General features: G+C 34.2%; 14 protein-coding genes. 5 read left to right on the top strand and 9 right to left on the bottom strand.

The window, feature by feature from the left end; genetic code table 11:
- Nucleotides 1–25: 25 nt before the first annotated feature.
- From pepE to FCN74_RS12445, 5 genes are read left to right on the top strand one after another with little or no spacing between them, the layout of a single operon-like run.
- A complete protein-coding gene (pepE, locus tag FCN74_RS09235; protein WP_138932302.1) occupies nucleotides 26–718 on the top strand; it encodes a dipeptidase PepE in 693 nt (230 codons plus the stop codon).
- Nucleotides 657–1616, top strand: a complete 960-nt coding sequence (locus tag FCN74_RS09230; protein WP_138932301.1) for a UbiA family prenyltransferase — start codon at nucleotides 657–659, stop codon at nucleotides 1614–1616. Before pepE ends, FCN74_RS09230 begins: the two co-directional genes overlap by 62 nt.
- Nucleotides 1613–2194 carry a Maf family nucleotide pyrophosphatase gene (locus FCN74_RS09225; protein ID WP_138932300.1) on the top strand — a complete coding sequence of 194 codons (582 nt, stop codon included), beginning with the start codon at nucleotides 1613–1615 and terminating at the stop codon, nucleotides 2192–2194. Before FCN74_RS09230 ends, FCN74_RS09225 begins: the two co-directional genes overlap by 4 nt.
- Nucleotides 2195–2200: 6 nt before the next feature.
- Nucleotides 2201–3100, top strand: coding sequence for a septum formation inhibitor Maf (locus tag FCN74_RS09220; protein WP_246062601.1), 900 nt, complete (start codon nucleotides 2201–2203; stop codon nucleotides 3098–3100).
- 3 nt (nucleotides 3101–3103) lie between these two features.
- Entirely contained in the window at nucleotides 3104–3610 is a 507-nt protein-coding gene (locus tag FCN74_RS12445) for a mechanosensitive ion channel domain-containing protein (protein WP_138932299.1), read from the top strand.
- A gap of 8 nt (nucleotides 3611–3618) precedes the next feature.
- On the opposite strand, the gene FCN74_RS09210 is transcribed toward FCN74_RS12445, so the two are convergent.
- From FCN74_RS09210 to uvrC, 9 genes are all read right to left on the bottom strand, one after another.
- On the bottom strand, nucleotides 3619–4824 hold the full coding sequence (locus FCN74_RS09210) for an Nramp family divalent metal transporter (RefSeq protein WP_138932298.1): 1206 nt from the start codon (nucleotides 4822–4824) through the stop codon (nucleotides 3619–3621).
- Nucleotides 4821–5909, bottom strand: a complete 1089-nt coding sequence (locus FCN74_RS09205) for a DUF2891 domain-containing protein (RefSeq protein ID WP_138932297.1) — start codon at nucleotides 5907–5909, stop codon at nucleotides 4821–4823. Before FCN74_RS09205 ends, FCN74_RS09210 begins: the two co-directional genes overlap by 4 nt.
- A gap of 189 nt (nucleotides 5910–6098) precedes the next feature.
- Entirely contained in the window at nucleotides 6099–7637 is a 1539-nt protein-coding gene (locus FCN74_RS09200) for a YifB family Mg chelatase-like AAA ATPase (protein WP_138932296.1), read from the bottom strand.
- A gap of 102 nt (nucleotides 7638–7739) precedes the next feature.
- Nucleotides 7740–8129 (bottom strand): rhodanese-like domain-containing protein, encoded by a 390-nt coding sequence (locus tag FCN74_RS09195; RefSeq protein WP_138932295.1) that lies wholly within the window; start codon nucleotides 8127–8129, stop codon nucleotides 7740–7742.
- Nucleotides 8130–8335: 206 nt separating this feature from the next.
- Nucleotides 8336–8647, bottom strand: coding sequence for a rhodanese-like domain-containing protein (locus FCN74_RS09190; RefSeq protein ID WP_138932294.1), 312 nt, complete (start codon nucleotides 8645–8647; stop codon nucleotides 8336–8338).
- A 238-nt stretch (nucleotides 8648–8885) separates the two neighbouring features.
- On the bottom strand, nucleotides 8886–10025 hold the full coding sequence (gene hppD, locus FCN74_RS09185) for a 4-hydroxyphenylpyruvate dioxygenase (RefSeq protein WP_138932293.1): 1140 nt from the start codon (nucleotides 10023–10025) through the stop codon (nucleotides 8886–8888).
- Nucleotides 10026–10133: 108 nt separating this feature from the next.
- A complete protein-coding gene (locus tag FCN74_RS09180; RefSeq protein WP_138932292.1) occupies nucleotides 10134–11291 on the bottom strand; it encodes a homogentisate 1,2-dioxygenase in 1158 nt (385 codons plus the stop codon).
- Nucleotides 11292–11366: 75 nt separating this feature from the next.
- The gene (locus tag FCN74_RS09175) at nucleotides 11367–13595 is read right to left on the bottom strand and encodes a patatin-like phospholipase family protein (protein WP_246062600.1); all 2229 of its coding nucleotides are present in this window, start codon (nucleotides 13593–13595) and stop codon (nucleotides 11367–11369) included.
- A complete protein-coding gene (gene uvrC, locus FCN74_RS09170) occupies nucleotides 13596–15389 on the bottom strand; it encodes an excinuclease ABC subunit UvrC (RefSeq protein WP_138932291.1) in 1794 nt (597 codons plus the stop codon).
- Between the last annotated feature and the right edge of the window lie 86 nt (nucleotides 15390–15475).

The following is a 15475-nucleotide window of genomic DNA, read 5'->3' as shown; positions in this document are numbered from 1 at the left end:
ATTACAATATTTGAATAAAAACTAAATGAATTGCATAATTGCCAGCACATCAACCATTCATGGAAGTGGGTATTTAAAGTATTTAAAATCTGTATTAACATCATATTTTAAAGGGGTCAATCATATTTTATTTATCCCTTATGCCAGACCGTCCGGATTAACTCACGATGAATATACCGCCAAAGCCAAAGAAGGGCTGAGTTTTTTAAAGGTTGAAGTCAAAGGCTTACATGAATTTGAAGACCCCAAGCAAGCCATACAATCATCAGAAGCCATTTTTGTTGGTGGCGGTAATACTTTTTTGCTGGTAAAAACCCTTCAAGATTTCGGTTTGATGAGTGTTTTAAAAGATAAAATCTTGTCAGGAACCCCTTATTTAGGTACAAGCGCCGGCAGTAATATTTGCGGGCCTAATATGCAGACCACCAATGATATGCCCATTGTGAGGCCTGAATCGTTTGAAACTTTGGGTATATTACCATTTAATATCAATGCGCATTATATTGAGCCAGACCCCAACTCTAAACATAAGGGCGAAACACGTCGTACACGTATCAAAGAGTTTCAGGTGTTTAATGATATTAATGTGATTGGTTTAAAAGAAGGCAGTTGGCTTGAAGTGCGAGGCGAAACTATTCAACTTAAAGGCCAATTGGATGCGATTTGGTTTGAGCCAAGCAATACACCAAAAATTATCAAGTCAGAAAATTATATATGAAATAATGATAGCTTGGTTAAACCTTTTGCGATGGCCCAACTTGCTGCTCATCTTTATTACGCATATCTTATTTAGATTGTCTTTTTTAGATCATTTTGAATTGGGTTTTCGTCTTAACCCATTAGAATTTTTTTTATTGAGCTTTAGTATTATAAGCATCGCTGCAGCTGGGAATATTATCAATGATATTTTTGATATTAAAACTGATTTTGTCAATAAACGAAGTAGAAGGCCAATTGCTTTAAATCAAATCAATTTTTCAAAAGCTTATTCAGCTTACTTTATACTCAATATCATCGCTATTACCTTGAGCTTTTACATTAGTTTTAGACTTGAACTTTGGTCACTATTAATTGTAGAATTTGCTGTAATTTTAGTTTTGTATTATTATTCTAGATATTTTAAAGCTATACCAATTTTAGGTAATGTTTTAGTCAGTTTATTGGTGAGCTTATCATTTGTTTTAGTGTTGTATTTTGATATGGATCATAATTTACTTTTCAGTTATAAAATATTTAAATGGATTTTGTTCTACAGTGTTCTTGCTTTTTGGTCAAATCTTAATCGTGAATGGATCAAAGACACTTCAGATATCAAAGGCGACTATGCGCAAAATATTTCAACCTTACCAATTTTGATCGGAAAATCGAGAATGAATACACTGATTTTCTTTTCTACACTCTTGCTCATTGTGGCTTTATTTTTTATAGTCAAAGTTTTATTGAAAGCAGAGTTGATCTTTAGTTTATACTTTATATTTGGAATATGTATTCCTTTATCTATAGTGCTCTATAAAATTTGGAAATTTGAAAACCACGTCAATTACAAAGTCTTAAGCTCAATTTATAAATTAACCATGTTGATAGGTGTGTTTAGCTTAATTTTATTTAAAATATGAAGGAGTTAGAAAAATACAACATTATTTTGGCGTCAGGATCTCCCAGGCGTCAACAGTTTTTGAAAGATTTGGATATTCCATTTGAAATAAAACTCAAATCTGTTGACGAAGATTTTCCCAATCATTTGAATAAAGAAGAAATTCCGGAATATCTGGCGAAACTCAAAGCTGATGCCTATGACGATTTAAATGAAAATGATATTATCATCACCGGTGATACCATTGTTTGGCATAAGGGTAGAGCTTTAAATAAAGCTGAACATGAAAACGAAGCCTATGAAATGATTTCGTCTCTACAAAATTCCTGGCATCAAGTCATCAGTGCATTTTGTATAAAATCTAAAGACAAGATAATTGTAAAAAGTGATTTTACGGATGTATTTTTTGAAGAACTAGAAGAAGATGATATTTGGTATTACATTAGAAATTATAAACCTTACGATAAAGCGGGTGCTTATGGCATTCAGGAATGGATTGGGCAGATCGGTATTTCAAAAATAAAAGGCTCTTATTTTAATGTCATGGGACTGCCTACACATTTGTTTTATAAAACTTTAAAAGCATTTATTAAAAAATAAATCGATATGAAACCCTTAATGAAGTTAACAATATTTGTTATTAACATATTATTGTGGTCTTGCCAAACCAATTCAAATCCTCAAAACAACACAGATTCAAAATCTGAAAAAGACTATTCTTATTTAGATTTAAGCGATCAATTCAAAAATCATTGGTTTGATGGAAAAGCAGAAGTCGCCAGTTATGATTTAACACAAATGCGCTATGGTGAAGCCCGTGAAGGTTCGGCGGTGTTGATTTTTGTAAAAGAACCCTTTTTACCCAAAACCCAAGTCAAAGCCAACAACGCCTCTGCTAAAACTGTGGATGTGATGAAATTGAATTACACTAAAAAATTCAATACCGGAATTTATCCTTACAGCATCATGCAAAGCGTATTTTCGCCTTTGACCACACAACCTCACGCTTTAAAAGTTACGGCCACAATCCAAGAATGGTGTGGTCAAACTTACATGCAGTTGAACAATCGAAATCAATTTGATATAAAACTGCATTCTTACTTTGAAGGTGAGGCTGATCAAGATTTTAAAATCGATAAAAATCTTTTAGAAAACGAGCTCTGGACAAAATTAAGGGTAAATCCTAAAAATATTCCTACAGGTCAACTTAAAGTGATTCCAGACTTTTCGTATTTTAGACTGCAACATAAAGACGTCAAAGCATATGATGCTCAAATTAATCAAGTTACAAACAAAGACACGTTATTGACTATTTTGGAATATCAACATATAAAAAGAACATTAAAGGTTTATCAAAACTCAAAATTTCCTTACATCATTTTAAAATGGCAAGAGATTGAGAACGATACGACAGAAGCTATTTTAAATAAATCAATGCGCATTGATTATTGGACTAAAAATGCCAATCAATATCAATTTTTAAGAGATAGTTTGAATTTAAAGTAAAGTATGAAAACATTTTTTAATCAACACCAAACTGAAATCATCCTTACGATAGTTATTGTTGTAAGCTTAATTGTAATTCGCTTTATTTTTAAAAAGGCAGCTGTCGGTATAGCGAAAAGAAGAGACATTAATGTGCAGAGAACAACGCTTATAGTTCGTTATATCAATACCTTAGTTACATTCGTTGTGCTATTTGCCATACTATTAATTTGGGGTATTCAGCCTAATCAAGTCGCTTTGGTGTTTTCATCTGTATTTGCCATCATTGGCATAGGATTGTTTGCGATATGGTCAATTTTGAGTAATGTAACTGCAGGTGTCATATTATATTTTTATTATCCTTTTAAAATTGGGGATAAAATTAAAATTTTAGATAAGGATTTTCCACTTGAAGCCACAATAGAGGATATCAAAGCTTTTCAGATTCATTTGCGAACAGATGAAGGCGATTTAGTTACATATCCTAATAATTTGATTTTACAAAAATCCATTTCAATGAAGGATAATTGATATACCAATTAAAATACTATTTTATATAAGGATGATAGCGAAAGACCAACACTTAGAATGATAATTAGTAATTGTAATACTGAGTTTAAAATAGATTTTGAATGATTTATTTTTTGAGCCAATCCAAAAATTATCAACACTAAAATAGGCAAGACTATAGCATTTGAGATTTGAGCGATTGTAATAACTTGAATAGGGTTGAAATCTAAAGCAGCAACTATACAACCAATCAACAACACGGCATAACTTAGTCGCTTAAAAGCGTAACTCTCTAAAGAATAATTATAGTTAAATAAAGCATTTATGACATAAGCTGCAGCCAAAGGCGCTGTGACCGCAGAAGTAAGGCCGGCAGCAATATAACCTATTCCCAAAAGATAACTTGCAAAAGCGCCATATATTGGCTTTAAAGCTAAACCTAGTGAAGAGATATCATTGACCTCAGATTGAACATTGGCCGAAGTAATGATAATACAAATTGAGACTAAAACACCGAGACTGACAGCTACATAGGTGTCAACTCTCATCTTGAAGACATCTTCAGTCTTGTGCCACCTTTGTTTAGCGAGTGATGCGTGTAAAAATAAATTATAGGGAACAACGGTTGTTCCAATCAATGCCGATACCATCAAAACATCATTTGTAGAAAAGGATGCAGAAAGCATACCATCAAAAATGATTTGAAAATCTTCTGTGGTTATAACTGCTGTAATAACAAAAGAAAGACTAAGCAAACCGACCAAAACCATCAAAGTCTTCTCAAGATAGCGGTAAGATTTTAAATGCAAAATAATAAAAGCAATAACACTTATGATAAGTATGGCGTAGTTAATTTTTATACCAAGAATATGAATAAACAAATCATTTTGTTGCATAATTTGAAGTCCAATATTGATACCACTTAAATTTCCAGCTTCATAAGCAATATTACCAAATACAATGGCTAAAAATATCAAAATGAAGATAGCAAATTTTAGATTTTTTTGGCCTTTAAAATAGTGTCTAATAAGTTCAATTAAATCTTTTTGAAAAGTTATGGCTAATCTTGCAGAAAGCTCTTGTAAAACTATCGTCATAAATAACGATACAAACATCACACTTATTAAAGCATAGCCATGATTCATGCCTGCCAAAGTGCATACACTCACTGTTCCAGGACCTATAAAAGCACCAGCTATTAGCGTTGCTGGTCCTATTTCTCTTAAAAACTTCATTTAGCGAGATAAGCATAAACAGCAAATGAGGCCAACCAATGCCCACCTTCATAACTGTCACCGATTAAATTGGGATAAGCTGCATTAAAATGTTTAGCAGCGATGGGTTTAAGATGGCTAAAACCTTCGACTTTGGATAATTTAAAAAGATTCCATGCACGACTGAAGTTTAACCCATCCAGATGGACTAATTTTCCATCACTTCTGTCGCTTACTTTTGCGACCTCAAGCTTAAAATTATCAGATTTAAGCTGAGGTAAAAACTGTTTGATCCAGGTCTTGTAAGTGTCTTGACCTAAAATTTTTTTCATCAACACAGCTTCTTCAAGACAAGGGGATAAAAAATCATACCCGCTGGGTTCCCATGATAAAGGACAATATTGATCATTCTCATAAAATCTTATCGCCGCCTGTTTGATTTGGTTTTGAAAATCTGTCTTATTTAGGCTTTCGGCATATTCATACATTAGATTCAGGGCAAAAGCAGTATTGGTATGTTCGCCAACCCTTATGGGATAAATGAGTTTTGGAATGAATATTTTAAATTTTTGCTCTAACTCATCAGTCAAAGGTTTGAGGTTTTGATATAAATCTTTACCTAATGGGTCGTCCCATTTATAAAGCGATTGACTGAGTTTAAACAACCAAGCCCAACCATACATGCGCTCGTAACCACGGTTTATGTCTTTTTGAAAATACTCAACTTCTTTAGCGATATTTTCTTGTTTTAAATTAGATTTTAAAATATTTTTGATGCTATCGGCTTGTTTTAAATCAGGATAGAGTTTAAGTAATTCAACCATTGACCAGTGTCCGTGAACAGCTGAGTGCCAATCAAAACAGCCATAAAAAGCCGGATGCAATTGACGTGGCCTTTTTAAATCTGTAGAGTCCCCAATGACTTGTCCCAATTTATTAGGGAATTCTTGAGTTGAACACTTTAAAGGAAGTTCGATTAATTTTGAAGCAACTTCAAAATTTACTTTCACTTTTTGAATTTGTTGTTTGACTATGTCTTCATTTTTTTGGCTGGATTGACATGCCCAAAGGGAAAATACTGTTAATAAGACGTATATATTTTTCATATATTGAAATTGTGATGTAAAATTAAGCAATATAAAAGAAAAGATAGTTCATAACAGAATTCAAAGAAATTGGTTAAATACTAGAATTCATTGAGGTGATTAAGCTAAATTTCTTCAATAAAATTGCATTTACTAGCCATTATTGAATACCTACTCACTAAAAACTAGCATCTATCGACTTGAAGTTTATTAACCTAACCACCCATCACGGTCAAGGCTTCGGTACTGAATTGCTTCACTGATATGACTACTAGTAATGTTGTCTTGATTTTCTATATCGGCTATGGTTCTAGCAACTTTTAATATTCTGTCGTAGGCTCTTGCAGACAGGTTTAGTTTTTCCATAGCTGTTTTGAGTAAAGTTTTTGAACTTTCATCCAATTCACAAAACATCCGGATTTGTTTGACATCCATCTGGGCGTTATAGTGAATGTGTTCGATATCTTTAAAACGTTCGGCTTGTTTTTCGCGGGCTTCGGTTACTCTAGCTCTAATTTCGGCACTGGATTCACCTTTTCGCTCTTCGCTGAGTTTATCAAAAGGCACTGGCGTGACTTCAATGTGTATGTCAATACGGTCGAGTAGTGGACCACTAATTTTGCTGAGGTAGCGTTGCATTTCTGCTGGTGATGAGGTAACAGGTGCGTCGGGATCGTTAAAATAACCGCCAGGACTCGGGTTCATACTGGCGACTAACATAAAACTTGATGGATATGTTACCGTAAATTTAGCCCTGGAAATCGTGACTTCGCGATCTTCAAGCGGTTGACGCATGACTTCTAATACCGAACGCTTAAATTCTGGTAATTCATCTAAAAATAAAACGCCATTATGCGATAACGAGATTTCACCAGGTTGCGGATAGGCACCACCACCAACTAAAGCCACATCGCTTATCGTGTGATGTGGACTTCGAAACGGTCTGTTGGCCATCAAACCAGTTTCTTCTTTTACATTACCAATAACAGAGTGAATTTTAGTCGTCTCAAGAGCTTCATGAAGGGTCATTGGTGGGAGAATGCTTGGTAAGCGTTTGGCCAACATGGTTTTACCCGAACCCGGCGGCCCAATCATAATAATGTTATGGCCACCTGCCGCAGCAATTTCCATGCAACGTTTTATAGACTCTTGACCTTTGACTTCAGAAAAGTCAAATTTAGGATGTTCGAGATTTTTATAAAATTCCTCTCGCGTATTAATAATGGTTTGTTCAAGTGTTTGCCCTTTGTCAAAAAAATCAATAACTTCTGTGATATTCTCAACACCATAAACCTCAAGACCATCGACAATAGAAGCTTCTTTAGCATTTTGTTTGGGCAAAATAAAACCTTTAAAACCATCTTCTAAAGCTTTTATAGCTATCGGTAATGCTCCTTTGATTGGCTGTAAACTTCCATCGAGGGACAATTCGCCCATAATGATATACTCACTGATATTTGGTGCTTTGATTTGAGATGAGGCGGTAAGAATACCGAGGGCTAAAGTCAAATCATAGGCCGACCCTTCTTTGCGTAAGTCTGCAGGTGCCATGTTGATGGTAATTTTTTTGCCAGGTAATTTGTAGCCATTATTTTTAAGCGCAGCCTGAATCCGAAAACTACTTTCTTTGATGGCATTATCAGGCAAACCAACTAAATGGTATCCAATACCAGAATCAACGTTGACTTCGACAGTGATATTCGTCGCTTCAACACCAAAAACGGCACTGCCATAGACTTTGATGAGCATAATTGAAATCTGCTTTTATAATAAATAATATGTTGTCAAGATAAAAGTAACAAATTATTATATAGCATTAAAAGCTTGATGTAGTATTTATTAAAAATTGAATTAATTTTTAATTTTATTCCCTTCTTTCTTCCACTGTGTAATTCCTCCTTTTAAGTCATAGATTTTTTTAAACCCTTTTTCAGCTAAAATATCTGCACATTTAGCACTTCGCCTCCCTGACCGGCAATAAACGATAACTGGTTTATCTTTCTGAAGTCCTTTAAGCTTTTGATCAAAATTGTCGTCAAATACAATATTTTCAGCGCCTTCAATATAATTTTCGTTAAACTCTTTTACAGTTCTCACGTCAACCAATTGAACCTCTTCATTTTTAAGCAAAGTTTTCATCTCTTCACCACCTATCATTGTGATATTAGTGTATTTTGCTTTCTCTTTACAGCCAATGCTAAGTAATAAAATTAAAATCAGAATAAATTTAAAATGCTTCATATTGCTATAGTTTTCCTGTTGCTTTGTTTATTTTATAATTCAAATATCAACCATTTATAGCTAAAATTTATGCAAAAGCCATTATGTTTTTGACACTTCACCACTCAAAGCGAATTTATCAGTTTGTTTTGCAACATAAAGCATCTCATAACTTTCAACTTTTAACTACCAAAACCAACAACCAACAACCAACAACCCTCTACTATCTACTCCTCAACTTCTCCGTGCCATTCGGTAATGCCACCCTCAAGGTTGGATACGTCAGAAAACCCCATTTGTTCCATAATATTACAAGCCATAGCACTTCTTCCGCCTGCTTTACAATATAAATAATAAGCTTTTGTTTTGTCGAGTTTTTCAACTTCTTCTACAAACTGCTGGGCATCCTTTACGTCAATCAGTTTTGAGTTAGGAATACGTTGTTCTTCATACTCTTCTGGTGTTCTCACATCGAGAATGACAGAGTTTTGGTCATTTTTTAGGGCTTTTTCCCAAGATTTGTTATCGAGATTTTTCATTGTTTATAGTTTATGAGGTGTTACATTGAGTTTAGCTGAATGATTAATGGGTTGCATTTTATTTAACCGCAAATGGCGCAGAGTTAACGCAATGTTCGCAAAGCTAATACTAGTCTTTAATATTTTTAAACCTCTGGTTTTTAGAATAAATTTTAATTTTCTAATCGATATTATCAAAACTTCAAATTACCATATTTTCAAATCATCAAATTTTCAAATTAACACATCATCAAATTAACTATAAGGTTCCTCTCAGGTCTTGTTCGCGTTCTATGGCTTCAAAAAGAGCTTTAAAGTTACCTTTTCCAAAAGATTTTGCCCCTTTACGTTGAATAATTTCAAAAAACATCGTTGGTCTATCCAATACGGGTTTAGTGAAAATTTGTAACAAATAGCCTTCATCATCTCTATCTATCAAGATACCGAGTTCTTTTAAAGGTTCTAAATCTTCGTCGATTTCGCCTACGCGATCTAATACGGTTTCATAATAAGTTTCGGGCACATACAAAAATTCCACACCCCGATCTCTTAAATCGGTTACGGTTTCTATAATATTGTCAGTAGCTACAGCAATATGCTGGACACCGGCGCCATTATAAAAATCAATATATTCTTCAATTTGAGATTTCTTTTTGCCATGAGCCGGTTCGTTGATAGGAAATTTAATTCGGCCATTGCCATTGCTCATCACTTTGCTCATTAATGCCGTATATTCTGTTGAAATGTCTTTATCATCAAAGGATACCAGTTGTGCAAACCCCATGACATTAGCATAAAATTCACACCACTTATTCATTTCATTCCAACCCACATTTCCAACCATATGGTCGATGTATTTGATTCCCGTTGGTTTTGTGGTGTAAGGTTTGTCCCAATCTTTATATCCCGGTAAAAATGGTCCGTGATAATCTTTGCGTTCTATAAATAGATGAACGGTCTCGCCATAAGTATGAATTCCCGATATGACGGCTTTTCCATTTCTGTCTTCTATAGTATAGGGTTCTACGTAAGATTCAGCACCTCTCTTAGTGGTTTCTTGATAGCTTTTTGTAGCGTCATCGACCCAAAGGGCGATGTATTTTACACCGTCGCCATGTTTGTTAATATGAGCATTAATATCGCCTCCAGGTTCGAGTGGGCTGGTTAATACTAGTCTGATTTTGTCTTGTTGCAATACATAAGATACGGTGTTTTTCTTTCCGGTTTCTAGTCCCGCGTAGGCAATGGGTTTAAAACCCCAAGCTGTTTGGTAATAATAAGCGGCTTGCTTGGCATTACCGACATAGAGTTCAACAAAATCGGTTCCTAATATGGGTAAAAAATCTTCGGCTTCAGGATTTTCTACGGGTAAATTTAAGCTGGTTGTATCGGTTTTCATTTTTCTGAGTTTAAAGTTTTCAAGTTTCAAGGGTTTTAGTTTTGAAATTATGGTTTATAATGAATTTTCAATCTTCAAAATTTCAAATTATCATTTCTTCCAATTAAATCACTCTAACCAAGATTTGTAATATTTTCCATCAGACAGTTTCATGCCATCTTCTGTAATTTGTAGTGGTTTAAAGGTGTCAACCATCACAGCGAGTTCTTCAGTTTCGGTTTTGCCAATACTACGCTCAGCAGCTCCTGGATGAGGTCCGTGTGGGATACCAGCCGGGTGTAGAGAAATGTGACCACGGTCAATATCGTTTCGGCTCATAAAATCGCCATCAACGTAGTATAAGACTTCATCACTATCTATATTGGAATGATTGTAAGGGGCTGGAATACTCTCTGGATGATAGTCGTATTTTCTTGGGCAAAATGAACAGACGACAAAGGCATCAGTCTCAAAAGTTTGATGCACTGGTGGTGGTTGGTGTATGCGTCCTGTTATCGGTTCAAAATCATGAATGGAAAAGGCGTAAGGAAAATTATAACCATCGTAACCTACCACATCAAAAGGATGTGTAGCATAAACCATCTCAAACAAATCATTTTGCTTTTTGATTTTGATGATAAATTCACCTTTTTTATCGTGGGTTTCTAAATCTTGGGGAGCTCTGAGGTCACGTTCACAAAAGGGCGAATGTTCTAGGAGTTGCCCAAAGTAGTTGCGATAGCGTTTAGGCGTGTAAATCGGTCTTGTAGATTCTACAATGAACAATCGGTTGTTTTTATTGTCAAATTCAATTTTGTAAATCATCCCTCGTGGAATCATCAGGTAGTCTCCGTATTTAAAATCTAAATTCCCCAGATGTGTTCGTAGTTTCCCGCTTCCTTCGTGAATAAAAAGGAGTTCATCAGCATCGGCATTTTTATAAAAATAATCTTTAGTTGAATTTTGTGGTGCAGCAAGTGTAATATTTACATCGCTATTGTGCATGATGATTTTTCTGCTCTCCAGATAATCGGCTTCTGGTTTGACTTCAAAGCCTTTTAATCTTAAAGATTCTAGATTGTTTTTTACCGCAATTTTTGGAGCAATTGACTTTTGAGATTTTATCTCCTTAACCTGTGTTGGGCGATGCACATGATAAGAATTGGTGGACATGCCATCAAAACCTATGGTGCCAAACAGTTGTTCGTAATACAAACCACCATCAGGTTTCTTAAAAATGGTATGGCGTTTATGTGGTATTTTACCAAGTTTATGATAAAAAGGCATATTTTTTAGAATTTATTCAAATATCGTGAATAAAGATAAATTAAAAAAGACAAAAACCTTAAAATCATAGAAGTGCTAAAACCAATACCCTAAGCTAAAAAACCAATGCGATTCGCCTGTTTCTGGCGAGTAGGAGTATTTGATATCTATGGGGCCAAAAATAGTTTTACAGCCATAACCAAGAGCGTAACCGCTAAAATCAGGAGAACTAAACCATTCTCCTGTAGATAAAATATCATCTTGAACATTGGCATAATTTGCACTTAAAATAATATGATTTTGAGTGTAAAAGTTATAATCAATCTCTATCATCCATTTGATGTAGCTATTGGCAGATAAGCTAAAGAAATCATAACCATAAAATGGCCTAAAGTTGTTAATGGTTTTATTACCATAACCGCCGAGAAAAAAATTAAGACTACTGACTTCTTCTTCTCCGATTCTAAAACCTAATTCCGAAGAAAATCGCGTGGTGACTTTATTTATAGGTGTGGTGACATAACCAACTCGTCCTTTAGCAATCGAAAATTCATTTATACCACCATTGTTTAAATCGTTAAAATAAAGGTGAAAATCTCCACTAAAAAACACCCCTTTGGTAGGGAAAAATTTATCATCTAAACTGTCATAATCTAAGTAACCATAAGTGCTCAATAGGTTAGAGTCTTGAATGACTGTTTCTTCCTCAGTATTAGTCAAGTCGTTATCTATAGTCGCTGTAGAAGCATTAATATCATTTTGCTCAAGACCCAGACCAAATCGAAAATCTTTGAAAAGATAAGTCTCAGCAAAGAGTTGATTTGTAAAATCATCAACATCAAGCCTGATTTGATTAACATCAAAATCTCCAATATCAGAATTGTCCTGAACAAAATCAAAATCGACATTGTCTTCAAAGTGATTGAATCTTGATTTTAAACCGATACTCCAATATTTTCCTTTGTCAATAAAATATTCAAAATTGTAACGAATATTGTCTCCTAGTATAAGGTCTAAACTTGCAACATCGTTAGTAAGAAAAAGACTTTTTCTCGTATAATTTATTAATAATCCACTTTTGTATAAGTCATCGTAATGGGCAGCAAGTTTTAAAAAGGTTTTACTTTGATTTTCTTCAATTTCGACAACCAAATTTTGTTTGTTGTTTTGTGATTTGATCCCGTAGGTAACACGGTTAAAATTTCCTGTAGCAGACAAATTATTTAATCCGTTGTTTAGATTTTCGTATGCAATTTTTTGATTAGATTCAATTTTTAGTTTTCCTCGTATATAATTCCTTGGGTATGTTTTATTTCCTTTGATTTCAATTCCATCAATATAAATCGAATCAAGTATTTTAATGGGTTTTCTAGTGGTTTCAGGTCGATTTTGAAGTTTAGCTAGTTGTTTTAATTCTGAGTATTTTTCCAAGCTTGCAATTAATCCATTATTAATGATGGTCTCTCCTTCATCAAAGGACAATACAGAAAAGTTTTTGATATTGGGTCTAATATAAACATCGGTTTGCTGCCGTTTGGTTTTCATGGCTTTGATAGTTCTGAAATTATTGACTTGAGTCATGATATCTAATCCACTTTTTAGTTTTTGACGAGGGAATAAACTATCCTGCACATCAACACCTATAATGTAGTCCATCTCTTTAAGCCTCAGCTGTTCTATCGGGTAGTTATTAACTACGCCACCATCAGTTAGCAATTGGTCGTTTATTTCTACTGGCCTAAACAAGGTTGGAATAGCACCACTGGCAGATATTGCTTGTGCTAGATTGCCTTGATCTAAAATTACCTCTTGACCTGTCTCGATATTTGTAGCTATGCAAAAAAATGGAATGTCAAGTTGGCTAAAGTCTTCTTTTTTTACATGTTGGGTAAGTTGGGCTAGAAGATTATAAATGTTCTGGCCTTTTGATATGCCTGTGGGTAAGGTTAAGTTGAAATTATCAAAAGGAAAAGTAAAGGCATATTTATCTGATTCTTCACGTTCGTAAAAAGTTTTGGCTTCCCTAGGTAATTCGTCTCTGATGAGTTTAGTGAAATTTGTTTTATTAAAAATCGAGTCTAATTGTTCAGCGGTATATCCTGAAGCATAAAGACCACCTATGATGGCACCCATACTTGTACCAGAAATGTAGTCTATTTTGACGCCACTTTCTTCAATCATTTTTAACGCCCCAATATGAGCTAAACCTTTAGCGCCGCCTCCACTCAATACCAAACCGACTTTAGGACGAATGGTATCGGATTGATTTTGAGAACAAAGACTCAAACTGAGAAAAAATAATGCTATGTATAGTTTAAATTTCACTTAATTCTTTGAAAAATAATCTTTTATAATTTTGGCCTTAGCTTGTCCAACAATTTTAGATAATTGAGACCTCTCAGCATTTTTTATGCGTTTGACAGATCTAAATTCTTTCAACAAATTTAGAGCAGTTTTTTGACCTATACCTTTTATTCGTTCTAATTCGGTTTCAATGGCTTGCTTGCTTCGCTTTTGTCGGTGAAAGGTAATACCAAACCGATGCGCTTCATTTCTAAGCTGCTGAATTATTTTTAAACTTTCAGATTTTTTGTCTAAATATAGAGGAATGCTATCACCTGGAAAATAAATCTCCTCTAATCGTTTAGCAATACCAATGATAGAAATTTTCCCTCTCAAATCTAATTTTTCAAGTGCTTTAACAGCAGAAGAGAGTTGCCCTTTACCACCATCTATGACGATAAGTTGTGGTAAAGTTTCGTCTTCTTCTAATAACCTTCTATAACGTCTATATACCACTTCTTCCATAGAGGCAAAGTCATCTGGACCATCGACAGTTTTGATATTAAATTTTCGATAGTCTTTTTTTGAAGGCTTTCCATTTTTAAAAACCACACAAGCCGCAACAGGATTACTGCCCTGAATATTGGAGTTGTCAAAACACTCGATATGTCTAGGTTCATTTGGCAGCCTTAAATCTTCTTTCATTTGTGCCATTAAACGTTTGGTGTGGCGTTCCGGATCGACAATTTTCATGGTTTTAAAACGCTCCATTCTAAAGTATTTGGCATTGCGTTGAGACAAGTCAACCAGTGCTTTTTTATCACCTAATTTAGGCACAACGACTTGGACATCTTCACCCAGATCAACTTCAAAAGGCACATAGATTTCTTTGGACTGAGATTCAAAGCGCTGGCGGATTTCTATGATACCAAGTTCCAATAAAGTTTTGTCATCTTCTTCGAGTTTCTTTTTAATTTCAATGGTATGAGAACGAATGATAGCGCCGTGTACAATTTGTAAAAAATTGACATAGCCAAAACTTTCGTCTGAGACAATCGAAAACACATCAACATCGCTTATTTTAGGATTAACAACGGTCGATTTAGACTGGTATCGTTCTAAGCTTTCAATTTTTTGTTTAATTTTTTCGGCTTCTTCAAATTGAAGGTTTTCGGCTTTGTCTTTCATTTGTTGTTTAAAAGTTTTCAAAGAATTTTTAAAGTTCCCTTTAACAATTTGACGAACAGATTCAATTTGTTTATTGTAATTTTCTTCAGTTTGATAAGCTTCACAAGGTCCAAGACAATTGCCTAAATGGTATTCTAAACAGACTTTATATTTACCCGCTTTGATTTTATCTTCAGCTAAATCGTATTTACAAGTCCTGATTTGGTAAAGTCCTTTGATGAGTCCGAGTAGTGTTTTTACGGTTTTTAAACTGGGAAAAGGACCATAATATTCACTACCATCTTTAATAACACGACGAGTTAAAAAGACTCTTGGAAATCTTTCATTTTTAATGCATAACCATGGATAGGTTTTGTCATCTCTTAGCATCACATTAAAACGTGGGTGTCTAGTTTTAATGAGGTTGTTTTCTAAAAGTAAAGCGTCAGCTTCTGAATTGACAACGATATGCTTGATATCAGTTATTTTTTTTACCATGACTTCTATGCGGCGAGAGTCATGTGATTTTGTAAAATAAGAATTGACCCTTTTTTTTAGATTTTTGGCTTTACCCACGTATAAAAGTTTAACGTTTTTATCATAAAATTGATAAACGCCAGGATTTTCCGGGAGTGTTTTTAGAATCAATTCAATGTTTTTTGTAGCCATATTTAAAATCTATGACTAAAATAATTAATATAGTTTCATTAAGATGTTAAAATCTAAAATAGCTTAAAATAAAAAAGCCTACTTAT

Origin of the sequence: Mesohalobacter halotolerans, from assembly GCF_006120725.1 — a bacterium.
GTDB classification, from domain to species: Bacteria; Bacteroidota; Bacteroidia; order Flavobacteriales; family Flavobacteriaceae; genus Psychroflexus; species Psychroflexus halotolerans.
This window is presented reverse-complemented; position numbering and strand designations above follow the sequence as displayed.